Genomic DNA, 23386 nt, shown 5'->3' on the forward strand with positions numbered 1-23386 from the left:
TTCATGATTTCAGTAAATGATTTTCGTACAGGTTTGACAGTAGAAGTAGACGGAGGTATTTGGCGTGTAATGGATTTCCAACACGTAAAGCCTGGTAAAGGCGCTGCATTCGTTCGCTCAAAACTACGTAACCTTCGTACAGGAGCTGTGCAAGAAAAAACGTTCCGTGCAGGTGAAAAAGTAGGGAAAGCCCAAATTGATAACCGTAAAATGCAATATCTATATGCAAGCGGCGATCAGCACGTATTCATGGACAACCAGTCTTATGAGCAATTAGAGCTTCCGGCAAGTGCAATTGAATATGAGCTAAAATTCTTAAAAGAAAATATGGAAGTAGCAATTATGATGTACCAAGGTGAGACATTAGGTGTTGAACTTCCAAACACAGTTGAGCTTAAAGTAACAGAAACTGAACCTGGTATTAAAGGTGACACAGCTTCTGGCGGTACAAAACCGGCAACTGTGGAAACTGGCTTAACAGTAAACGTTCCGTTCTTCGTAAACGAAGGCGACGTATTAATTATCAACACAACAGACAGCAGCTACGTATCACGCGCGTAATTGGATCGTGTAAGCAAGCTGCAAACATACAAAAAAGGCAGAGAATCATTCTCTGCCTTTTTTGTATGTTTTTTTGTGCTAACTCTTCCTTATTTTGCATAGGTTGTACTAAACAAAGCAGAGGTATAGGAGGAGCTTATGAAGCAGTGGTTGGATCATTTAAACGGTACGGTATTAACGATGGCGTGCCTTCGATTTATTTCTTCATTTATTGAGTTTATTGCCGCTATTTTAATTGTCACAAACAATGATGTGAAAAAAGCGTTAATGATTAATGGAATGTTAGCGCTTGTTGGTCCGATTGTAATGGTGAGTTCTTTTACCATAGGTTTAGTGTCCGTAGCCGATCAATTATCTTTTGGGAAATTAATCATGATTGTAGTAGGAGTGCTCTTCATTTTAATCGGTGTTTTTAAATAAAAGGTAGGCATAAAATGGTCAAGCTTATAATACATTGAAGTGAGTTCAAATATGAGGGGATGAATATGTTAAACGAAATACTTGCAATCTTTCCGCCTAATTTAAAAAAGACTGTTGAATTTTATGTCACAAACCATTCTCATCTACTAGAAGAAATTCGAGTGCGCATAGGAAGACCTGTCGAATTTACAATCAACAATCAGCCATATTTCGAATCGTATCTTCCAAGTGCAGAAGATGCTTTATTTATCTTAAATAAATTAAGCCAGTTTTCGATTTATATGATTGAAGAAGAATTGAAAAAAGGATATGTCACCATTGAAGGCGGGCACCGGGTTGGGCTAGCGGGAAAAGTTGTAACGGAAAATGGACAGGTTCGTGTGATTCGAGATGTATCATCCTTTAATATCCGGATTGCTAAACAAAAGATTGGTATTTCGAATCAGCTTATTCCTTTTTTATACAATCGCTATTGGCAAAGTACGGTCATTATAGGACCTCCTCAAACAGGAAAAACAACCATGATTCGCGATTTAGCCAGAGTAATAAGTACTGGCATAGAGCGCTCTAAAATTCCTCCGTTTAAAGTCGGAATTGTAGATGAACGATCAGAAATTGCTGGGGCTGTTAAAGGGGTTCCTCAGCATACATTCGGATCTAGAATGGATTTATTAGACAGCTGTCCGAAAGCTGAAGGCATGATGATGATGATTCGCTCCATGAGCCCCGATGTGCTGATCGTGGATGAAGTGGGAAGTGAAGAAGATTGTAAGGCCGTACTTGAAGCGGTTAATGCTGGCGTTCGTGTCATTATGACTGTTCATGGCTATGACATTGACGATTTAATGAAGCGTCCCACTTTGCAAGCTTTAATGAAACTTCACGTATTCAAAAGGTATGTTGTGCTATCGAACAGCCGAGGTCCTGGAACACTTGAGGCTATCTACGATGAGCACTATAATTCCATGAAAACGTCCGCTGAAAAGTCGCTTATTGAAAATAGTAAAGGGTGATGGTGTATGAAACTGTTTGGTGCCATCTTTATATTATTTGCTTCCACTTACACAGGATTTGAGTTTGCAAAGCAGCTTAGTGCAAGACCTAGGCAGCTCAGGCAATTAAAAACGGCTCTGAGGTCGTTAGAAGCAGAAATTATGTACAGCAATCGGCCTCTTCAAGAAGTTGCTCATTTGTTATCTCTACAGCTTCCTAATCCTTTGGCTTCTTTATTTAATGAGTTTTCTATGAAATTAAAAGAAGGTACTGAAAGTGTCAAGGAAGCTTGGGAAAAGACGTTGGACCAATTTTGGAAACAAACCGCACTTAAAACGGGAGAACTAGAAATCTTAAAACAATTTGGTGAAACGCTTGGTCAGCATGATCGTTATTCGCAGCAAAAGCATATCTTACTGACGCTGAATCATCTTGAACGCGAAGAACAAGATGCAGTTGATAAGCAGAATCGCTATGAAAAAATGGTTAAAAGTTTAGGCTTTCTATCTGGGTTGCTACTGGTCATTCTATTGATGTAGCGATAGAGGAGGATTGAATGTGGGAATTGATATGAACACCATTTTTCAGATTGCTGGGATTGGTATCGTCGTAGCTTTTTTAGTCACCGTACTCGAACAGATGGGAAAAAAAGATTACGCGAACTGGGTTACCCTCATCGGTTTTATTTATATTTTATTTATGGTTGCTTCGATTGTAGAGGACTTATTTCAAAAAATCAAATCGGTTTTTTTATTTCAAGGGTAGAGGGGTGAGTTGCCATTGAAATGCTTCAAATTGTGGGCTTAGGGTTAGTAGCTACGTTTTTGGCTCTTATTTTAAAAGAACATAAATCACCTATTGCTTTTTTACTTGTTGTATTCGTGGGATCCGTGATCTTTCTGTTTTTAATTGATCAAATCTACGAAATTATTAAGATGGTCGAGCGGCTGTCGATTAATGCCCACGTTAACATGATTTATGTGGAAACCATTTTGAAAATTATTGGTATCGCCTATATCGCCGAATTTGGTGCTCAAATTACGAAAGATGCAGGGCAAGGTGCCATTGCTTCTAAAATTGAATTAGGTGGAAAAGTGCTGATTCTCTCCATGGCAATTCCTATTTTAACGGTCATTATTGAAACGATTATTTCAATGCTGCCCAATTAATTTTACTTAATATGAGGTGACGAAATGAAGCGGTGGACGTTTAAAGTGAATATACTCGCTCTTCTTTTGTTCCTCTTTTTTTTCTTTCCAGAAAATGTACAAGCTTCCGAACCCCCGAAGCAGCAAGAACTTGTCAATGAACAAATTGATAAGCTCGGTATCGATGAAGTCAAACAGTTTTGGGACGATATTATTACCCAATACGGCGGCTTTTTACCGGAGAGTCAGAAGGGAAGTTTAGTCGATTTTTTAAAAGGAGAAAAAGAGTTCTCTCTTAAAGAATGGCTAGGAGGTCTTGTAAAGTTTTTATTTCATGAAGTATTAGCGAATGGAAAGCTCCTCGGTACACTCATTATGCTAACGGTTTTTAGCGTGTTTTTACAAACGCTCCAAAGTGCGTTTAATCAGCAAACCGTAAGTAAAGTAGCGTATGCGCTTGTATATATGGTTTTGATCATCATTGCTCTTAATAGTTTTCAAATTGCTATCTCTTATGCAACGGGAGCGATTGAGACCATGACCAAATTCATTTTAGCTCTGGTGCCGCTGCTGCTTGCCTTAATGGCATCATCAGGAGGAGTTGTATCGGCAGCCTTTTTTCATCCGATGATTTTGTTTTTAATGAACACAAGCGGTTTGCTTATTCAATACGTAGTGATGCCGCTGCTTTTTCTTTCAGCACTGCTTAGCATTGTGAGTACGATTTCAGATGAACATAAGGTTACACAGCTTGCGCAGCTGTTGAGAAATATAAGCATTGGCGTGCTCGGAATATTCCTAACTGTTTTTTTAGGAGTGCTGTCCGTTCAAGGGGCTACCTCAGCTGTTGCCGACGGTATTACAATTCGAACGGCAAAGTTTGTCACAGGGAACTTTATACCTGTTGTAGGGCGTGTGTTCACAGATGCGGCTGATACAGTCATCAGTGCCTCGCTTCTATTAAAGAATTCAGTAGGGATTGCTGGAGTAGCAGTCTTACTGTTAATCGTCGCGTTTCCGGCTATTAAAGTGTTAACGCTTGCTTTTATCTATAAGCTAGCAGCAGCTCTTCTTCAACCCATTGGAGGAGGACCGGTTATTTCCTGCTTGAGCATTATCAGTAAAAGCGTCATCTATATTTTTGCGGCGCTTGCGGTTGTCTCGCTTATGTTTTTCTTATGTTTAACGGTCATCATTACAGCGAGCAACGTCACAATGATGGTGAGGTGAAGAAATTGCAGGCCTTAACGACGTGGATTACTAATATCGTTCTTTTTATCTTATTAGCTACCATTATTAATTTACTATTGCCCAATTCTAGTTTTCAAAAATATACAAAGCTGGTGGTTGGACTTCTTTTAATGTTGATTATTATTACACCCGTTTTTCAAATTTTCAAAGTGGATGTTAATCAAATGCTGAAATCACTTAGCTTATCATCTATTCGATCCGATCAGCAGGTAGAAAATTCAATAGAAAATCAGAAAAAAGAAATACAAGCTTCACAACGTGCATATATTTTAGAACAAATGGCTGTCCAAATGGAGGCAGATGTAAAAGAGGAGTTGATGGATCAGTATGGTGTAGCAATTGATCGAATTCACATTGAAACAAAAAAGCCGAACGACGAACCTACCGCTGATAATATTAAATCCATTTCAGTTGCCGTAAGTAAAAAAGCATCGGATGATTCCGAGGTTGTTTCAGCTGTGAAAGTTATTTCTATTGATACCTCCACACCGATCGAAACAAACAAACCAACAGAATCCAAGAAATTATCCAACTATTTAGCAGCAAAATGGGATGTAAAACAAGGCCAAGTTGTTGTGAATATGGAGGAGGGAGACACGAAATGAGTCAAAAGCCAGAAAAAGGTGACCCATCATTTTTTCAGCGGTTCTTTTCACTTAAACAGTCATCAACTACGAAGAAACCTTCAAAGTTAATGTATATAGGCATTTTACTAGCTGCAGGCGTTATCTTTATGGTATTTAGCAACTCACTCACAACATCTATGAATTCAGGCGGATTACTAAAGAGTGCAAGCAAAGAAACCAGCGCACCACCGGTATCACAGGATGTTCCCGCTTTTAGCTCTAAAAAGACAACAACAATGACAGGCTATGAAGAGCGGTATGAGGAAGAATTGAAAGATATTTTGGATCAAGTTAGAGGCGTAAGTAAGGTAAAAGTAATTGTGAACCTAGATGCAACAGAATCCAAAATATATGAAAAAAACAGCGTCACAAAATCGCAAACGACCAACGAAACAGACCGTGAAGGAGGGACTCGTAAAGTTGAAGATTCCTCAACAGACGAACAGCTGGTCATTGTAAGAAGTGGAGAACAAGAAAAGCCTGTTGTAGTTAAAACCGAAAAGCCAAAAGTAAGAGGCGTGTTAGTTGTCGCTAAAGGAGCTGATAATATCGAGGTAAAGAAATCTATTATTGAAGCCGTGACAAGAGCGCTCGATATACCAAGTCATAGAGTAGCAGTATTAGCGAAAAAAGGATGAGGGGGAAATGAATATGTTATTAAAAAAGCAAACGGTTTGGTTATTAACAATGTTAAGTTTAGTTGTTGTGTTATCGGTGTATTATATGACAACGCCAGAAAATCCTCAGAGTAATGTTGCGCTAGTAGACAATGAAAAACAGAGCGAAAAGCAGGCTGATGACAAGGCTCCTGCAGAAGATACAAAACAACAGACAGATGAGAAATCAGGAACAAAAGAAGATTCAAAAACTGAAGGTTCAGCAGGAAATGTAAAGAAGGAAACGGCTAAAAATGCAAAAGAATCAGCGGTTGTATCAAGCACAGATAGCGACGAGCTATTTACGGCTCTTCGTTTGGAATTAAATGATGAAAGAAGTCAATTAAAAGAAGAGTATCAAGAAGTAGCTGCATCAAAAAATGTGACGCCTGCGGAAGTAAGCAAGGCGATGGATAAAATTGATGAATTATCAAAGCTTGGGGAAAAAGAAGCCACGCTGGAAACATTAATTAAAGCAAAAGGATACAGTGACGCGCTAGTAAGAGCAGACGGAAAGCAAGTACAAATTACGGTTAAGACAGAAAAACACTCAAAAACAAAAGCAAATCAAATCATTCAGCTAGTCAAAAAAGAAATGGGTCCAAAAGAAGTAGCGGTAGAGTTTCAACCAACTAAATAAAGGGAATAAAAGAAGTGTGAAACAGCCGTAAATTGGGGTTGTTTACACTTCTTTTTTTATGAAATGACTAAAATCTAAGCGAGACGGTAAAAATTTTAACATGGCTTTCTTTTTTTACTTCGGTTATAATAGGTTTCATAATCTTATATTAGTACTAGGTGACAAACGTTTTCATAAGTGTTGTCATCTGTAAAGCTATGTTTCCATTTATAAAACGATAACGCTAAAAAGTTATTATAGAGTAAGTGGAACTTCTTTTTAATGTTTGCCAAACGAATTGAATGGCTGTAGCCATCTGTCGTATTATTAACATTGTAGAGAATTCTATTTTCATGAGGTAGGAGTGTTCAATATGTTAAAAATTCAAGAGATCCGTGAGATCATTAAACTAGTTGATCAATCATCAATCGAGGAGTTCACCTATGAGCACGAAGGCTCCAAAATCAAGATGAAGAAAAAAGACGCAATTGTTTCCAAACAAGCGCAGCAAGTAGTGGTTTCGGCACCTGAACAAGTGGCAGCACCTGCACCGCAGGCAGCAGCGGCTCCAGCGCCAGCCCCAGCAGCACAGTCTGCTCAACCAAAAGAAGAACAAGCGGCCCCAGCGGTTGATGAAACCTTACATAAAATTACATCTCCGATGGTAGGGACTTTCTATGCGTCATCATCGCCAGAATCAGATGTATACGTGACTCCTGGAGATAAAGTACAAAAAGATTCGGTTGTATGTATCGTAGAAGCAATGAAATTATTTAATGAAATCGAAGCAGAAGTTAAAGGTGAAATCGTTGACGTATTAGTTGAAAGTGGACAACTTGTAGAATACGGTCAACCTCTTTTCTTAGTAAAGCCTGAATAAGGAGCGGTAAATATGATTAAAAAGCTATTAATTGCGAATCGAGGAGAAATTGCGGTTCGAATTATTCGAGCGTGTAAAGAGTTAGGTGTAGAATCAGTAGCTGTTCATTCTCAAGCTGATCGCGATTCTTTGCATGTACAATTAGCAGACGAAGCGTATTGTATTGGACCAACGTCATCTAAAGACAGCTATTTAAACTTTACAAACATTATGAGTGTTGCGATGCTAACGGGCTGTGACGCTATTCACCCTGGATACGGCTTTTTAGCTGAAAACGCTGATTTTGCAGAGCTATGCAGAGAGTGTAACGTTACATTTGTAGGACCAAGTCCTGAAGCCATTAACAAAATGGGAACAAAAGACGTAGCGAGAGAAACGATGCGTGAAGCGGGTGTTCCAATTGTTCCTGGTTCAACTGGAATTGTAGAGTCAGTGGAAGACGGTATGTCAATCGCTAATGATATTGGCTATCCTGTTATTATTAAAGCAACGGCAGGAGGCGGAGGAAAAGGAATCCGCGTTGCGAAAAATGAACAAGAGCTTATTAAAGGTATTACAATTACACAGCAAGAAGCTGCTACAGCTTTCGGTAACCCTGGTGTGTACATTGAAAAGTTCATTGAGGATTTCCGTCACGTTGAGATCCAAGTGTTGGCTGATTCTCATGGGAATACTGTACATTTAGGAGAGCGTGATTGCTCGATTCAACGCCGTCTTCAAAAGTTAATTGAAGAAACGCCTTCTCCAGCGTTAGACGAAAAAACGCGTGAATTAATGGGCGACGCTGCTGTTAAAGCTGCTCAAGCCGTTAATTACACAGGAGCCGGAACAGTGGAATTCATTTATGATTACCGTGAAAACAAATTTTACTTCATGGAAATGAATACGCGTATCCAAGTAGAACACCCTGTTACAGAGATGGTGACAGGAGTTGACTTAATTAAAGAACAAATCAAAGTGGCAAATGGTGAAACTTTACCGTTTACGCAAGAAGAAGTGACATTTAACGGATGGGCAATTGAGTGCCGAATCAACGCGGAAAACCCAGAGAAAAACTTTATGCCATCACCAGGTACGATTCAAATGTACTTGCCGCCAGGTGGCTACGGAGTGCGCGTAGACTCTGCTGCATACCCGGGCTATGCAATCCCGCCTTACTATGATTCAATGGTGGCTAAATTGATTGTTCATGCGCCAACTCGTGAGGAAGCTATTGAACGAATGAAGCGGGCGTTAGATGAATTTGTTATCGACGGCGTTGCAACCACTATTCCTTTTCACCAAAAACTATTAAATCATGAAAAATTTGTTAGCGGTGAATTCAACACGAAGTTTCTTGAGCTATATGACGTAATGAATTCTTAGTATAATATAAACTATAGGAGGTGCTGTACATGAATGAAAATCATGTATTAGAAATGGAAGAACACCCAAATTCTCTTGGCAAAGTAGAAATTGCTCCTGAGGTTATTGAAGTCATTGCGGGTATTGCTGCTTCTGAAGTAGAAGGCGTTTCTGCAATGAGAGGAAATTTTGCAGCTGGCGTTGTGGAGAAACTAGGAAAGAAAAACCACGGTAAAGGTGTAAAAGTGGACTTAACAGAAAACGGGATAAAAGTAGACGTATTTTGTATGATGAAGTTTGGAGTGTCTATTCCAAACGTAGCGCAACAAGTACAAGATAACATTCGTCAAGCCCTTAAAAATATGACAGCTATTGATCTCGATGAAGTAAACATTCATATCGTAGGGATTCAGTTTGATACGCAAAAAACTGATATTGAAGAAGTTGAATAAAACAAACGTTTACCTAACGGCTGTTGCTAAAATGGAATAACGTATGATTACTTGTTCCTTTTCAGCACAAGCTATGGTAAAGTGAAAAAGACTGTCTCGTCATAAAGACGGTCTTTTTCGTGTTCTACAAACTTCGTCTAAGAACAATGAAGTATCGTATCATAAACTATGCTATTATCTAGGTATACTAGTTGAAGAAGATAAATAAAGGAGCAAAAATAATGAAAAGACATACAGCACGCCAAAAAGCATTACAAGCACTATTTCAGCATGATTTAGGGCAGACCGAGCCAATGGAGGCAATCGGAAATGTTGTACAAAATGAAAAGTCTGATCAATTTTTAGAAAGTCTCGTGCTAGGTGTGGCTGAACATCAGCAAGAAATTGATGAACTTTTACGCAATCATTTAGAAAAATGGACGTTAGATCGTGTAGCTACTGTAGACCGCGTTATCCTACGTATTGCCGTATACGAAATGAAGTATGAAGAAGAAATTCCTACGAGCGTTACGTTAAATGAAGCGATTGAATTAGCGAAAACGTTCGGCGATGATCAATCAAGCAAGTTTATCAATGGCGTATTGTCTAAAGTGTTAACAACTTTATCTAAATAAAGGTTCATCTTGCCAAATCAAGTGACCAAAATGCTTCTCTCCTTTATATAAAGGGGAGAGGGTGACTGCAAAGGAGGCAAAACGATGAGTGAAGTGCGTTATCTAACCGTTACGGCTCTTACACGATACATTAAGCGCAAGTTTGATGTAGACCCTCACATGCAAGATGTATGGATTAAAGGAGAAATTTCCAACTTTAAACGTCATAGTCGGGGACATATGTATTTCACCTTGAAAGATCAAAATGCTCGTATCGCAGCCGTTATGTTTGCTGGGCATAACCGGCTGCTTAATTTTCAGCCTGAAGAAGGAATGAATGTACTCATTCGAGCTGAAATTTCGGTTTATGAACCAAGCGGAAATTATCAAATGTACGTAAAAGAAATGCAGCCTGACGGCGTTGGGAATTTATACTTAGCCTACGAACAGCTGAAAAAAAAGCTGGAAAAAGAAGGCTTATTTGATCCTGCTAGGAAACGAAAACTGCCCAAGTATCCAACAACAATAGGTGTTATTACATCTCCAACTGGAGCAGCCGTACGTGATATTATTACGACATTAAAGCGCAGATATAATGCGAACATTATTGTTATGCCCGCTCTTGTTCAAGGAGTGAATGCGGCACCGTCTATCATTAAGGCAATTGAAGAAGCAAACCGTCGTAAAGAAGCAGACGTATTAATTGTTGGCCGCGGTGGTGGGTCAATTGAAGAGCTTTGGGCTTTTAACGAAGAAAGCGTTGCTCGTGCAATTTTCACTTCTACTATTCCTGTTATTTCAGCGGTTGGACATGAAACCGATTTTACAATTGCAGATTTTGTAGCAGATCTTCGCGCTCCTACTCCAACAGGTGCTGCGGAATTAGCTGTGCCTCATATCAGTGAAATTACAGAAAGATTGACTCAGCGAAACATCCGTCTTCTTCGTTCAATGAAAGAAATGCTTCAGTCTAGTAGCCGCAGGCTTGAACGATCCCAGAAATCATATGCTTTTCGTTATCCTCAAAAGTTGGTCGAGCAAAAAGAGCAGCAGTTAGATCAGTTGATGGAGCGTTTTTATCGTGAAGGTAGAAGGTACATTGAACATAAACGGACGAACTACGAGCAGCTAACAGCCGCTTTGTTGCGCAATCACCCCGAGCATCAGTTAACGAAAGCGGCGGAGCGTCAACAGCAGCTGACGAAAATGCTGACAAAAGAGATGCAGCAGCTGCTAAAGCAAAAACAGCTTTTATTTGCAACGGCAACGTCAAAATTACATACGCTTAGTCCATTAAAAACAATGGAAAGAGGCTACAGCTTAGTATACGATAAAGAAAAAGAGTTAATTAAATCAACCAAACAAGTATCCAAAGGCGATGTGGTAAACGTTCGTTTGACCGATGGACAGTTGCAGTGTGAAGTTTCGAAAATAGAGGAGCGATGAAAAATGGCGACAAATAAAGAGTATACGTTTGAAGAGGCGATGGAGCAGTTAGAAACCATCGTAAACAAGCTAGAAGAAGGCGACGTGCCTTTAGAAGAAGCAATTCAACAATTCCAAGAAGGAATGACTCTTTCAAAATTCTGTCACGATCGTCTTCAGCATATTGAAAAGCAAATGGAAACTATTTTACGTGAAGACGGAACGCTTGAGCCATTCTCGGTGCAGGAGGAAGAGTGATGGTGAATGAAATGAATTTAAAAGAGTATATTTCTTTTACAAAAGATCGAGTAGAAACACGCTTGCCTGAAGTGGTAAAAGCATTACATGCTCCGGTTAACTTAAAGGAATCCATGCTTTACTCGCTTACGGCAGGAGGAAAGCGACTTCGCCCAGTGCTGTTGTTTGCAACGCTACATGCGTTTGGAAAAGACGAGAGCATGGGATTAGAAACAGCATGTGCAGTGGAAATGATTCATACATATTCTCTCATTCACGATGATTTACCTAGCATGGATGATGACGACTTAAGAAGAGGTAAACCAACGAATCACAAGGTGTACGGCGAAGCAACGGCTATATTAGCTGGAGATGCTCTTTTAACAAATAGTTTTCAGCTCATTTCTGAAGCGGCACATCCCGAGATTACATCACATATGAAGCTTCAGCTCATTACAGAACTGGTAAAAGCAAGCGGAACAGAAGGTATGATCAGCGGACAGGTTGCGGATATGGAAGGCGAAAAAAAGCAGCTCACGCTAGATGAGCTGGAATATATTCACCTTCACAAAACGGGGAAGCTGCTAGGTTTTTGTGTAAAAGCAGGAGCTATTCTTGCAAAAGCTACGCCTCTACAGCAAGAATTATTAGAAGAATTCAGTAAGCATGTAGGGTTAGCGTTTCAAATTCAAGATGATATCTTGGATGTGGAAGGGTCTGAAGAAAAATTAGGAAAGCCAATTGGCAGTGATACAGAAAATGAAAAAACGACATATCCTTCTGTGTTAGGTATGGAAGCGGCCAAAGAAAAGTTACAGTATCATGTTGAACAAGCACTTCTCTCGTTACGTCAAGCTCAAATTAAGCACGGATTACTAGAAGAAATTTGTTTATATATAGCAAAACGTGATAGTTAATGACGATCTCTGTCAGGTTTTTTGAGTGATACAGTAAAATAAGATTGAGTCCCAATAGGGGCTATGCTATAATGATTTTACTACTGTATAAAAGCGTAGTGCATAGGTTTGAAAGACATATACAATATCTTGGTGGCCGTTATCACATTTGTGTTAGCGGCTATTTTTTCACTGTTTTCCTTTGAATATCACTGGTTTACTGATAGAATATCAAAGGTATTGTAAGTAATAAGGAAATACTAAAAATTGACTATACGTATAAAACAATAGACAATGTATTAAGGTAACTTTATAACAAGTACGAAAGTGAGTGATCCACCTTGGATCTTACAACGATAAAAAATCCTGAGTTTTTAAAGAAAATGTCAGTAACACAATTAGAAGAACTAAGTGAAGAGATTCGTCGTTTTTTAATTACAAAGCTTTCTGCAACTGGTGGTCATATAGGGCCGAATTTGGGGGTTGTTGAGTTAACGCTTGCACTCCATAAAGTGTTCGACAGCCCAAAAGATAAATTTTTATGGGACGTGGGGCATCAGTCGTATGTCCATAAAATTTTAACAGGACGAGCGGGAGAGTTTGATACAATCCGTCAATATAAAGGATTATGCGGTTTTCCAAAGCGTGACGAAAGTGAACATGATGTATGGGAAACGGGACATAGTTCTACATCTCTTTCAGCCGCAATGGGAATGGCTGCTGCAAGAGATTTGCAAAAAACAAAAGCTCATATTGTTCCCATCATTGGTGACGGAGCTTTAACAGGTGGTATGGCTCTTGAAGCGCTTAACCACATCGGGCACGAGCAAACGGATATGACCGTTATTTTAAATGACAATGAAATGTCTATCGCTCCTAACGTGGGGGCTGTACACAGTATTCTAGGACGGTTGCGCACGGCAGGCAAATACAACTGGGTAAAAGATGAGCTTGAAGTCTTGCTGAAAAAAGTGCCTGCAGTAGGCGGTAAGCTTGCGGCAACGGCAGAACGTGTAAAAGATGGTCTAAAGTATATGGTCGTGTCAGGCATGTTCTTTGAAGACCTTGGCTTTACGTATTTAGGCCCAGTTGATGGCCATAGCTATGATGATTTATTGGAAACGTTACAATATGCAAAGAAAACAAAAGGTCCGGTGCTGATTCACGTTATTACGAAAAAAGGGAAAGGCTACTTGCCGGCGGAAAGCGATAAAAGCGGAGCATGGCATGGTACAGGCCCTTACAAAATTGAATCCGGTGACTTTATTAAAGACAAAAATGTTCCGATTGCTTGGAGTAAACTAGTAAGTGATACGGTATTGAAGATGGCTAGGGAAGATGATCGCATTGTAGCTGTAACGCCAGCAATGCCTGTGGGTTCAAAACTCGAAGCATTTCAAAAAGAGTTTCCGCATCGCATGTTTGATGTTGGGATTGCAGAGCAGCATGCAACAACAATGGCAGCGGGTCTTGCAACTCAAAATATGAAGCCCTTTTTAGCTATTTATTCTACGTTTTTACAGCGTGCATACGATCAAGTGGTTCATGATATTTGCCGTCAGAAGCTAAATGTATTTATTGGGATTGATCGCGCTGGGCTAGTAGGTGCTGATGGTGAAACGCATCAAGGCGTGTTTGATATTGCATTCTTACGTCATTTGCCTAACCTTGTTATTATGATGCCAAAAGACGAGAATGAAGGCCAGCACATGGTTCACACTGCTTTGACTTATGAAGAAGGTCCGATTGCTATGCGCTATGCTAGAGGAAACGGATTAGGTGTTGAACTAGATTCGGAATTGAAAAACATTCCGATCGGTACATGGGACGTATTAAAAGAAGGTTCAGATACAACCATTTTAACGTTTGGTACAACGATTTCAATGGCGATGGATGCAGCAGCAGAACTTGAGAAGCAAGGAATCAGCGTCAAAGTGGTAAATGCTCGTTTTATTAAACCGTTGGATGAAAAAATGCTTCATGAGATTTTCCAAACTAGTAAGCCTGTGATTACGGTAGAAGAAGCGGTACTTCAAGGCGGTTTTGGAAGCGCGGTGTTAGAGTTTGCATCAGAGCACGGCTATTATGATACGCGCGTTGAACGTATGGGGATTCCAGATCGCTTTATCGAGCACGGCAGCGTAACAAAACTTTTAGAAGAAATTGGCTTAACCAAAGAAGAGATTATAAATCGAGTTAAAAAACTCGTAACACCAACACAAAAGAGGCTTGAAGTTAAGTGACAAAAAAAGAACGAGTAGATGTATTATTAGTAGAACGAGGTTTGATTGAAACAAGAGAAAAAGCAAAGCGTACAGTGATGGCAGGACTCGTTTATGCGAATGAAGTCCGTTTGGATAAGCCGGGAGAGAAAATTGAACGCGATACGCCGCTGACAATTAAAGGTGCAGTGATGCCTTACGTCAGCAGAGGCGGCTTTAAGCTTGAAAAAGCGATTAAAGAATTTAATGTCCATGTAGCGGATAAAATCATGATTGATATTGGTTCTTCTACTGGAGGCTTTACCGATTGTGCGCTTCAAAATGGAGCGAAGATGTCCTATGCGCTAGACGTAGGCTATAATCAGCTAGCTTGGAAGCTTCGTCAAGATGAACGAGTAGAAGTAATGGAACGAACCAATTTCCGTTATGTGACGCCAGCTGATTTATCAAGAGGCTTGCCTGAATTCGCTTCTATTGATGTATCATTTATTTCCTTAAGACTCATTCTTCCTGTGTTAAAAACACTTCTTGTTCCACACAGCGATGTTGTTGCGCTCGTTAAGCCACAGTTTGAGGCTGGAAGAGAGCAAGTTGGGAAAAAAGGAATCGTGCGTGATTCAAAAGTGCATGAAGAAGTTCTTCAAGGCATGGTGGATTTCTCCCTTCGTCAAGGATACGATGTATATAACATGTCGTATTCACCGATAACGGGAGGAGATGGAAATATCGAATTTCTTCTCCACTTGCGCTGGAAAGGCGAGCGTGAACTTGGTGAAAATCAAGCTCCGCTTACTGTGAGCGAAGTAGTCGAAGAAGCACATAAGACGTTAAAAGAGAAAAAGTAATAATGGCCAATGTTAAGCAAAGACTTAGCATTGGCGATTTGATTATGACTCTTTATACAAAAGGTGCATAATCAAGTTGAACACATTATGATACTTAATTAGTGAAAGACTTATAAACAACAAAACAAAAAGAAGATTACATATTAATGTGAGGTGCCAACATGAATAAAGGGCAAAGACATATTAAAATTCGTGATATTATCACGAATAATGATATTGAAACACAGGATGAATTGGTAGATATTTTAAAAAACCAAGGTTTTAATGTAACACAGGCAACAATCTCTCGTGATATTAAAGAACTGCACTTAGTCAAAGTGCCTTTGATGGACGGTCGATACAAATACAGCTTGCCTGCAGATCAGCGTTTTAATCCCTTACAAAAGTTAAAGCGCTCTCTTATGGACGCATTTGTAAAAATTGATTCAGCGGGGCATATGTTGGTGATGAAAACATTACCGGGAAATGCAAATGCGATTGGCGCGTTAATTGATCATTTGGATTGGGATGAAATATTAGGAACAATTTGTGGAGACGATACATGTTTGATTATTTGCCGTACTCCTGAAGATACGCAAATTATATCAGACCGATTCTTAGAAATGTTATAAAGGTGAGTGAAGCAGGTTGTTAGCTGAATTATCCATTAAAAACTTTGCGATTATTGATGAACTTTCTGTTTCATTTGAAAAAGGCTTAACGGTTTTAACAGGCGAAACAGGAGCGGGGAAATCGATTATTATTGATGCCATTTCATTGTTAGTAGGTGGAAGAGGCTCTTCGGAGTTTGTACGCCACGGAACAGACAGAGCCGAAATTGAAGGACTTTTCTTATTTGATGAAGAACAGCATCCGAGTCACGAAAAAGCCAAACAAGTCGGTTTGGAAGTGGAAGATGGAATGATTGTGCTTCGCCGAGATATCACTACAAATGGGAAAAGTATTTGCCGCATCAACGGTAAGCTCGTAACGTTAGCTATCCTACGTGAAGTTGGACAGACGTTAATTGATATACATGGACAGCACGAGCACCAAGATTTAATGAATCAAGATCGTCACTTAACTCTTCTTGATCAATATGGAGGAGAAAAAGTAGAAGAGGCTTTGACGGAGTATCGAGAGGTATTTTCTAGGTATACATCGCTAAAAAAGCAGCTTGATCAATTAACTGAAAATGAACAGCAGATGGCACATCGCCTCGATCTTATTCAATTTCAATTAGATGAAATCAAAGCGGCAAATTTGCAGCTGAACGAAGACGAGGAACTAAATGAAGAGCGTTTGAAGATTTCTAACTTTGAAAAGATCTATACGTCGCTAAACGATGCGTACAATGCCCTGCACGGTGAACACCAAGGTTTAGATTGGGTCGGTGTAGCAATGAATCATACGGAGGATATTTCGTCACTGGAAAAAAACTATGCCGAAATTTCTGAGATCATTTCATCGAGCTTCTATCAGCTAGAAGACGCATCTTATAAAATTCGTCAGCAGCTTGATTTATTAGAATTTGATCCCAAACGCTTAGACTTTATTGAAGCGCGTTTAAATGAAATTAATCACTTAAAGCGTAAATACGGTCAAAGTGTAGATGAAATTCTAGAATATGCAGCGCAAATTGAAGATGAAATTGATCGTATTGAAAATCGAGATACGCATGTGAGCAAGATCAAAGAAGAGTTAAACAGTGTAGCACAGGATTTATTAGTAGAAGCTAATAACGTTTCAGCTATTCGAAAAAAACTTGCTCAGGAGTTAACGGACAGTATCCATCATGAGCTTCAAGAACTGTATATGGCTAAGACCGTATTTCAAATTAAATTCTCTGTTGTAAATGCAGGTAAAAATGACGTGGAAGTAAATGGAGAAAGAATAAAATTCACCAAAGACGGCATTGACAACGTAGAATTTTATATTTCTACTAATCCTGGTGAACCTTTAAAGCCTCTTGCAAAAGTAGCATCAGGAGGAGAACTGTCAAGAATTATGCTGGCGTTAAAAAGCATCTTCTCTAAGCATCAAGGCGTGACGTCCATTATCTTTGATGAAGTTGATACAGGCGTAAGTGGAAGAGTAGCTCAATCGATCGGTGAAAAAATACATGCTATTTCTGTTGATTCACAAGTTCTCTGTATATCTCATCTGCCTCAGGTAGCTGCGATGGCAGATACTCATCTCTTTATTGCTAAAGAGATAAAAGGTGATCGTACAACGACGTCTGTTCTTCCGTTAACTGTTGATGAAAAAGTAAAAGAAATTGGTCGAATGATTGCAGGAGCTGAAATTACAAGCTTAACGAAGGAACATGCCAAAGAGCTTTTAGATTTAGCGGATAAGATGAAGCACACCATTTAAAAAAACACCTTTTAACACGTAACAGTATGTGTTAAAGGTGTTTTTTTATACAAAATGGAGGAACTGAAAATGTTTCCTTGCACTTCTTTTCATTTTTCTCTGAACTTCTGTTATAAATGCGCTCTAAGAAGGCTAAATTAAATGTGTAGCCATTTAGGCGAGGAAGCGAGGAGAGTGAAAACATGCAAAATCGATACAGACATATAATTGGTGCGATTCTCCTTGTTTCGTTCATTTTTGTAGGATTTATTCCAGTTGTGCAACAATATATACACATTCCAAAACAAATCGTCTTATTTGAACAGCAAAAAGAAAAAATTAATACGACATTACCGCTTAGCGTAGAAGCTTCATCACCTGTTTACGATGTAACAAGTAACAAGGCGAAGCTGACCGTAGCAGGCAAACAAGTAGGCAAAGAAGAGTTGATGCTTCATTTGGCCGGTATTCCTGTAAAGCGTGTAGACGTGCAGGTATTATCTGATTTTAAAGTCATTCCAGGTGGACAATCAATCGGTGTGAAATTAAATTCAAAAGGTGTTCTTGTTGTAGGCTATCATCAAGTAGATACAGCAAAAGGTAAAAGATCTCCTGGCGAAATTGCGGGTATTCAAGTTGGAGATATGATTACGAAGATTAATGGTAAAACCATTGAAAAAATGAGTGATATTACACCGTTTATTCAGCAGGCAGGAAAAACGGGTGAACCATTAAATCTGCATATTTTAAGAGAAAAAAAGCAGTTTGACACTAAGCTATATCCGTTAAAAGATAAGCAAGATTATGCTTACAGAATCGGTTTATATATCCGTGATTCAGCTGCAGGAATTGGCACAATGACTTTTTATGATCCAAAATCTAAAAAATACGGCGCTTTAGGTCATGTTATTTCAGATATGGATACAAAAAAGCCAATCGTAGTAGAAGATGGACAAATTGTCCGTTCGACCGTTACATCAATTGAAAAAGGTTCTAACGGCGTTCCCGGCGAAAAGCTAGCAAGGTTTTCTGAAGATAGACAAATCATTGGAAATATTACACGAAATAGTCCTTTTGGTATTTTTGGAAAATTGTCTTCAACGATGGAAAACGGAATAATGGATAAAGCAATGCCAATTGCCCTATCTCATCAAGTAAAAGAAGGACCGGCTAAAATTCTAACGGTAGTAGATGATGATCAAGTGGAAGAATTTGATATTGAAATTATGAGTACTATACCTCAAAAGTTTCCGGCTACTAAAGGAATGGTTATTAAAATTACAGATCCTAAATTGCTAAAGAAAACAGGTGGAATTGTTCAAGGAATGAGCGGGAGCCCGATTATTCAAAACGGTAAAGTCGTTGGAGCGGTTACCCATGTTTTTGTAAATGATCCTACCTCGGGTTACGGTGTCCATATTGAATGGATGCTTAACGAAGCAGGAATCGATATTTATAAAAATAATCGAAAAAAAGCGAGCTAATGTTGTCATTAGTTCGCTTTTTTTGATAAAAATTATTGTCGTAAATGTAAGAGAAAAACGTCGAAAAACAAAGAAAATAAGAGAAAATCGAATAAATTCCATTTAAAAGACTTTTTTCTAAAAAAATAAAGGAAATAATGTTGCATTGTCGAATTTGTCCTTTAGAATAAAGAATAGAGACACGTAGGAAACGACGTATAACATAAAGGACTGAGGAGGAAGCTGCATTGAAAAAAATTAAAGTATGCTTGGTTGATGATAATCGGGAACTAATTGGTTTGCTTGAAGATTATATTTCAGAGCAAGAAGACATGGAAGTAATCGGAGTAGCTTACAATGGACAAGAGTGTTTATCCATTTTAAAAGATAAAGATCCGGATGTTCTTGTATTAGACATTATTATGCCGCATCTAGATGGATTAGCAGTTTTAGGTCAGTTAAAAGAAATGAAAAAAGAAAATTATCCAAATGTCATTATGCTAACAGCATTTGGGCAAGAAGACGTAACGAAAAAAGCGGTTGATTTAGGAGCTGCTTATTTTATTCTAAAGCCGTTTGATATGGAAAACTTAGTGAATCATATTCGTCAAGTTAGCGGACAAACATCTTCATTTATGCAACGTTCATCTTCTTCCATGCGTTCACATCGCGACAGCAAACCAGCAAATTTAGATGCAAGCATTACGAGCATCATTCACGAAATTGGTGTACCGGCTCATATCAAAGGCTATTTGTATTTGAGAGAAGCCATTTCAATGGTATATAAGGATATTGAGCTGCTTGGGTCGATTACAAAAGTACTGTATCCTGATATTGCAAAAAAATATAATACAACGGCAAGCCGCGTTGAGCGCGCCATTCGTCATGCCATTGAAGTAGCATGGAGCCGAGGAAACATTGATTCCATTTCTTCATTATTCGGATATACTGTCAGCATGTCAAAAGCGAAGCCAACAAACAGTGAATTTATCGCCATGGTTGCGGATAAATTACGCCTTGAACATAAAGCGAGTTGAAAGGGATAGGACTGCTGGAATTACGGGGTTTTGAGTGAGCTGATACCTTTTGTAATACAGAGTACATGCCGATAAATTTTTGGGATTTACACTAGATAGTAAACTGAAAACCAATAAACTTTTTACTGCAGGGCCGATGAATTTTACTCATTCATTGGTCTTTTTATTTTGTTTTAAGAGGTGAAAATATTGAGGTTAATGGAACGTGCATCTTGTTTTTCTTCATATCTATAATGGAGTATTTTATTGAAATAATTTATTTAATTGTTATGAGGATTTTGTGTTTGAAAGAAGATTTAGAAGATGCATTGAAAAATTCATCTCTATATTTTAAATGGGATATAGATAAGTAAATTATAAAAAAGCAGCCTTCAGAAAAGGCTGCTTTTTTTAATCCATTAATTTAGCAATCGGTTTTGAAAGGAACAGAACAATAATTCCAAGTACAATTGTTACAGCTCCGATTAAGCTGAAGATATCGAAATAACCTAAAGACTGGGTATAAGATGCAAGAACACCCGCTAGCTTATTAGCGACAGCAGAGCTTGCCATCCATACGCCCATTAAAAGAGAAGCAAGCTTTAATGGAGCCAGTCTACTTACCATAGACAGCCCTACTGGCGAAATCATAAGCTCAGCTAGCGTGTGCAGGAAGTAAGTGAAAATCATGAACAGGATATTTACTTTTAAAGCTGGGTCATTACCAGTATACATAACGGCTGGAATTAAAATTAAGAATCCTAATCCCACTGTCACAAGTCCCATACCCATTTTTGTTGGCGTGTTGAAATCACCGCGTTTTGAATTTCCGAGCTTGTACCAAACTAGTGACATAATTGGTGCTAAAATCATGATAAACAGCGGATTCAATGATTGGAACCACTCTGTTGGAACCGTGAAACTACCTATTTGACGATTAATTTGATCTTGAGCATATAGCGTTAAAGAACTTCCGGCCTGTTCAAAAGCTGTCCAGAAAGCAATAACAACGAAGGCTAGAATAACGATAGCAACCGTTCTTTTCTTTTCTCGTGCTGACAGCGGAGCAGTTGATGTTTGAGATGCCGCTGCGTGAACTTTTCCTGTAGGCTCTTTCCCGATATCACCTAAGTAGCGGTTAGCCAGTAGGTTAAATAAAATTTGTCCAACAACCATTCCGATAGCTGCTGTTAAAAATCCGTATTTGTAACTCATTAATCCAACAACTAACGGTGCGAAAAATGCACCAAAGTTAATACCCATATAAAAAATGGTAAAAGCACCGTCACGGCGAGGATCATTTTCTTCATAGAGATCTCCGACCAATGTGGAGATATTTGGTTTGAAAAATCCGTTTCCGATAATTAATAAAGCAAGTCCGATATACAAAGCGGCTACACTTTGATGAATGAAGAGGGAAAAATTCCCGAGTGCCATAATCACACCACCGATAGTGATGGCTAGCCTTCTTCCGAGGAAGCGGTCTGTTAAATATCCGCCAATCATCGGCGTAATGTAAACAGCACTAGTGAATGTTCCATATAAGCTCAGTGCAGTTGCTTTATCTACCCCTAGTCCACCTTGAGCAGCGGTAGCAGTTAAATAAAGAACCAGAATGGCTCTCATTCCATAATAACTAAATCTTTCCCATGCCTCAGTAGCGAATAATAAGTACAGTCCAGGAGGGTGTTTTTTCCTAGACCCATTTGGCTGCTGATTTTCGTGTTGTACAGCTGCTTGCATAATGAAGTCCCCCTAAATTTTTCTCATACTATTTAATTCTTTTGTTTGAATTAATAAAAAAATCAGAATATAAGTACTGGAATAAATATAATGTCTTTTTATTTTAGTGGAAAAACAATAATTTCGTCAATGAAATTATATGGAAAAATCAAAAAATAATTAAATATACACAAAAAAGTATTAAATTACTTATTTAAAAGCATTTTTAAAAATACATTTATATTATTAAATATTCTAATATATGTTATGGGGAATGAAATGAGAAGGTAATACTATTTTTGGAAATGAAAATTCAAAAGAAAAAAGGATCTGTTATTCAGATCCTTTTTTATCTTCGCTCGCATTTAATTCAGCAAGTTTCTGCAGCAAAATATGCTGAGGCATATGCATTAATTGCTCGAGGGGGATATTTAATTGTTCCGCTAATTTTACGGCTGTATCCGGTGAAATTTGCAGTGGTCTCATACACAACAACCTCCTTTTGCATATAAAGTAATGAAAGTAAAAAAGTATAAACAGTAAATTCGTGCTTTCACTATTAAGTAATGCTAAAGTTAATAATAAGTGATAATAGAGGAGTTGAGCAAGTATGTTTGTAATAGGTCATCGCGGCGCAGCTGGAACGTTTCCTGAAAATACGATGATTTCCTTCAAAGAAGCAGCGAGAGTTGGAGCACACGGAATTGAACTTGATGTGCATATGACAAAGGATGGAGAACTTGCTGTAATTCATGATGAAAAAGTAGATCGAACGACGAATGGAAAAGGGTATGTAAAAGATTTTACGTATCAAGATTTAAAAAAATTAGATGCGAGCTATAAGTTCAAAAAAAAGTATGGAGTATGTAAAATCCCCACGTTAAATGAAGTAATGGAGTGGGCTTCAAGTGAAGGAATTAGCGTAAATATTGAGTTGAAAAACAATATATTTGACTATCCATACTTGGAAATGAAAGTCTTGGATTTAATTTATTTATACAAGATGAAGGATCGAACGATGATTTCATCTTTTAATCATAACAGCTTAGCCCGAATTGGTTCTCTGGATTCTACGATTGAAACAGCTATTTTATATTCTTATCCGATGTATGAGCCTTGGGTATATGCGCAGCATCTTGGCGCAAAAGCTCTTCACCCTAATCAGCGTACCGTTAATGAAGTAAATGTAGCGGCTTCAAAAGATTGTCAAATTCCAGTGCGACCTTACACAGTAAATGATGTAAAAGTAGCTGAGCAGCTTCGAAAATATGGATGTGAATCCGTTATTACTGATTATCCAGAAAAAATGGTGAAGCAATTTGGAGGACGCTTTTCGTAAAAAAACATCGCATTAATGCGATGTTTTTTTATCTTTTTGAAATCTGTTTTGAACTTTGTTTCGCTTGCGGTCTCTGTGCAGAATAAAGCCAGCAACAAATCCAAGGCCGATTAAAAATAATAGAAGGCCGACTGAAAATTGCAAAAATAAAGAAGGGAACGGGGATTGCAGGATGCCAAAAATCATATCTCTCATAAGTTTAATGCCATAGCCAGCGAGTATACCGGGAATAAGTAAGATTAGCAGTGCGATAATTCGAACCATAAATGCTCCTTTCGCTTCTCTTTTTTTAAAATGAATGCGTTTACATTGTGAAACCGTTATACTTGAATCATAAAAGAACT

27 protein-coding genes are annotated in these 23386 nt (G+C 38.6%); 24 read left to right on the plus strand and 3 right to left on the minus strand.

All coding sequences use genetic code 11. The features are described from left to right. Window positions 1-3 precede the first annotated feature (3 nt). The 23 genes from efp to spo0A all read left to right on the plus strand — a co-directional run bounded on the left by efp (window position 4) and on the right by spo0A (window position 20002). Window positions 4-561, plus strand: coding sequence for an elongation factor P (gene efp, locus AC0C45_RS02250; protein ID WP_013059155.1), 558 nt, complete (start codon window positions 4-6; stop codon window positions 559-561). 138 nt (window positions 562-699) lie between these two features. After that, window positions 700-981: a YqhV family protein gene (locus tag AC0C45_RS02255; RefSeq protein ID WP_013059154.1), complete on the plus strand. Its 282-nt coding sequence runs from the start codon at window positions 700-702 to the stop codon at window positions 979-981. A 65-nt stretch (window positions 982-1046) separates the two neighbouring features. Continuing rightward, complete coding sequence (spoIIIAA, locus tag AC0C45_RS02260; protein ID WP_034648949.1) at window positions 1047-1994, plus strand: stage III sporulation protein AA; 948 nt, start codon at window positions 1047-1049, stop codon at window positions 1992-1994. A gap of 6 nt (window positions 1995-2000) precedes the next feature. Then, window positions 2001-2513 carry a stage III sporulation protein SpoIIIAB gene (gene spoIIIAB, locus AC0C45_RS02265; protein WP_013059152.1) on the plus strand — a complete coding sequence of 171 codons (513 nt, stop codon included), beginning with the start codon at window positions 2001-2003 and terminating at the stop codon, window positions 2511-2513. Window positions 2514-2532: 19 nt separating this feature from the next. Next, window positions 2533-2739: a stage III sporulation protein AC gene (spoIIIAC, locus tag AC0C45_RS02270; RefSeq protein ID WP_013059151.1), complete on the plus strand. Its 207-nt coding sequence runs from the start codon at window positions 2533-2535 to the stop codon at window positions 2737-2739. A gap of 20 nt (window positions 2740-2759) precedes the next feature. Next, window positions 2760-3143 carry a stage III sporulation protein AD gene (spoIIIAD, locus tag AC0C45_RS02275; protein WP_013059150.1) on the plus strand — a complete coding sequence of 128 codons (384 nt, stop codon included), beginning with the start codon at window positions 2760-2762 and terminating at the stop codon, window positions 3141-3143. A gap of 24 nt (window positions 3144-3167) precedes the next feature. Then, the gene (gene spoIIIAE / locus AC0C45_RS02280; RefSeq protein WP_013059149.1) at window positions 3168-4352 is read left to right on the plus strand and encodes a stage III sporulation protein AE; all 1185 of its coding nucleotides are present in this window, start codon (window positions 3168-3170) and stop codon (window positions 4350-4352) included. A gap of 5 nt (window positions 4353-4357) precedes the next feature. Further along, window positions 4358-4978, plus strand: coding sequence for a stage III sporulation protein AF (gene spoIIIAF / locus AC0C45_RS02285; RefSeq protein ID WP_013059148.1), 621 nt, complete (start codon window positions 4358-4360; stop codon window positions 4976-4978). Then, window positions 4975-5637 carry a stage III sporulation protein AG gene (spoIIIAG, locus tag AC0C45_RS02290; protein ID WP_013084996.1) on the plus strand — a complete coding sequence of 221 codons (663 nt, stop codon included), beginning with the start codon at window positions 4975-4977 and terminating at the stop codon, window positions 5635-5637. Before spoIIIAF ends, spoIIIAG begins: the two co-directional genes overlap by 4 nt. A gap of 7 nt (window positions 5638-5644) precedes the next feature. Next, the gene (locus AC0C45_RS02295) at window positions 5645-6295 is read left to right on the plus strand and encodes a SpoIIIAH-like family protein (protein WP_272801048.1); all 651 of its coding nucleotides are present in this window, start codon (window positions 5645-5647) and stop codon (window positions 6293-6295) included. A 352-nt stretch (window positions 6296-6647) separates the two neighbouring features. Next, window positions 6648-7154 carry an acetyl-CoA carboxylase biotin carboxyl carrier protein gene (gene accB / locus AC0C45_RS02300; RefSeq protein ID WP_047932621.1) on the plus strand — a complete coding sequence of 169 codons (507 nt, stop codon included), beginning with the start codon at window positions 6648-6650 and terminating at the stop codon, window positions 7152-7154. A gap of 12 nt (window positions 7155-7166) precedes the next feature. Beyond that, entirely contained in the window at window positions 7167-8519 is a 1353-nt protein-coding gene (gene accC / locus AC0C45_RS02305) for an acetyl-CoA carboxylase biotin carboxylase subunit (RefSeq protein ID WP_013084993.1), read from the plus strand. Window positions 8520-8548: 29 nt separating this feature from the next. Next, window positions 8549-8950, plus strand: a complete 402-nt coding sequence (locus tag AC0C45_RS02310) for an Asp23/Gls24 family envelope stress response protein (RefSeq protein WP_013059143.1) — start codon at window positions 8549-8551, stop codon at window positions 8948-8950. A 221-nt stretch (window positions 8951-9171) separates the two neighbouring features. Beyond that, entirely contained in the window at window positions 9172-9564 is a 393-nt protein-coding gene (nusB, locus tag AC0C45_RS02315) for a transcription antitermination factor NusB (RefSeq protein ID WP_237892951.1), read from the plus strand. An 84-nt stretch (window positions 9565-9648) separates the two neighbouring features. Further along, entirely contained in the window at window positions 9649-10989 is a 1341-nt protein-coding gene (xseA, locus tag AC0C45_RS02320; protein ID WP_016765542.1) for an exodeoxyribonuclease VII large subunit, read from the plus strand. Between the two features lie 3 nt (window positions 10990-10992). Further along, a complete protein-coding gene (locus AC0C45_RS02325; protein ID WP_013059140.1) occupies window positions 10993-11226 on the plus strand; it encodes an exodeoxyribonuclease VII small subunit in 234 nt (77 codons plus the stop codon). Then, window positions 11226-12122 carry a polyprenyl synthetase family protein gene (locus AC0C45_RS02330; protein ID WP_237892950.1) on the plus strand — a complete coding sequence of 299 codons (897 nt, stop codon included), beginning with the start codon at window positions 11226-11228 and terminating at the stop codon, window positions 12120-12122. The genes AC0C45_RS02325 and AC0C45_RS02330 overlap by 1 nt, the downstream gene beginning before the upstream one ends. Window positions 12123-12442: 320 nt before the next feature. After that, a complete protein-coding gene (gene dxs, locus AC0C45_RS02335) occupies window positions 12443-14344 on the plus strand; it encodes a 1-deoxy-D-xylulose-5-phosphate synthase (protein ID WP_013059138.1) in 1902 nt (633 codons plus the stop codon). Continuing rightward, window positions 14341-15168 carry a TlyA family RNA methyltransferase gene (locus tag AC0C45_RS02340; protein ID WP_013084988.1) on the plus strand — a complete coding sequence of 276 codons (828 nt, stop codon included), beginning with the start codon at window positions 14341-14343 and terminating at the stop codon, window positions 15166-15168. Before dxs ends, AC0C45_RS02340 begins: the two co-directional genes overlap by 4 nt. 161 nt (window positions 15169-15329) lie before the next feature. Further along, a complete protein-coding gene (gene ahrC / locus AC0C45_RS02345) occupies window positions 15330-15779 on the plus strand; it encodes a transcriptional regulator AhrC/ArgR (protein ID WP_013059136.1) in 450 nt (149 codons plus the stop codon). Between the two features lie 16 nt (window positions 15780-15795). Continuing rightward, the gene (recN, locus tag AC0C45_RS02350) at window positions 15796-17523 is read left to right on the plus strand and encodes a DNA repair protein RecN (RefSeq protein WP_028410663.1); all 1728 of its coding nucleotides are present in this window, start codon (window positions 15796-15798) and stop codon (window positions 17521-17523) included. A 182-nt stretch (window positions 17524-17705) separates the two neighbouring features. Then, the gene (gene spoIVB / locus AC0C45_RS02355) at window positions 17706-18986 is read left to right on the plus strand and encodes a SpoIVB peptidase (protein ID WP_016765539.1); all 1281 of its coding nucleotides are present in this window, start codon (window positions 17706-17708) and stop codon (window positions 18984-18986) included. A gap of 227 nt (window positions 18987-19213) precedes the next feature. After that, entirely contained in the window at window positions 19214-20002 is a 789-nt protein-coding gene (gene spo0A, locus AC0C45_RS02360) for a sporulation transcription factor Spo0A (protein WP_013084985.1), read from the plus strand. Between the two features lie 390 nt (window positions 20003-20392). Here spo0A and AC0C45_RS02365 read toward each other — a convergent pair whose 3' ends face one another. Both AC0C45_RS02365 and AC0C45_RS02370 read right to left on the minus strand, forming a co-directional pair. Then, complete coding sequence (locus tag AC0C45_RS02365) at window positions 20393-21724, minus strand: peptide MFS transporter (protein ID WP_237892948.1); 1332 nt, start codon at window positions 21722-21724, stop codon at window positions 20393-20395. 312 nt (window positions 21725-22036) lie between these two features. Next, the gene (locus tag AC0C45_RS02370) at window positions 22037-22189 is read right to left on the minus strand and encodes a YycC family protein (RefSeq protein WP_013059130.1); all 153 of its coding nucleotides are present in this window, start codon (window positions 22187-22189) and stop codon (window positions 22037-22039) included. 124 nt (window positions 22190-22313) lie between these two features. Here AC0C45_RS02370 and AC0C45_RS02375 point away from each other — a divergent pair, with 124 nt between their 5' ends. Further along, the gene (locus tag AC0C45_RS02375) at window positions 22314-23042 is read left to right on the plus strand and encodes a glycerophosphodiester phosphodiesterase (RefSeq protein WP_028410665.1); all 729 of its coding nucleotides are present in this window, start codon (window positions 22314-22316) and stop codon (window positions 23040-23042) included. A 12-nt stretch (window positions 23043-23054) separates the two neighbouring features. On the opposite strand, the gene AC0C45_RS02380 is transcribed toward AC0C45_RS02375, so the two are convergent. Continuing rightward, complete coding sequence (locus AC0C45_RS02380; protein ID WP_013059128.1) at window positions 23055-23306, minus strand: DUF2627 domain-containing protein; 252 nt, start codon at window positions 23304-23306, stop codon at window positions 23055-23057. Window positions 23307-23386: the final 80 nt, after the last annotated feature.

It is taken from the genome of Priestia sp. VA7, from assembly GCF_055710015.1.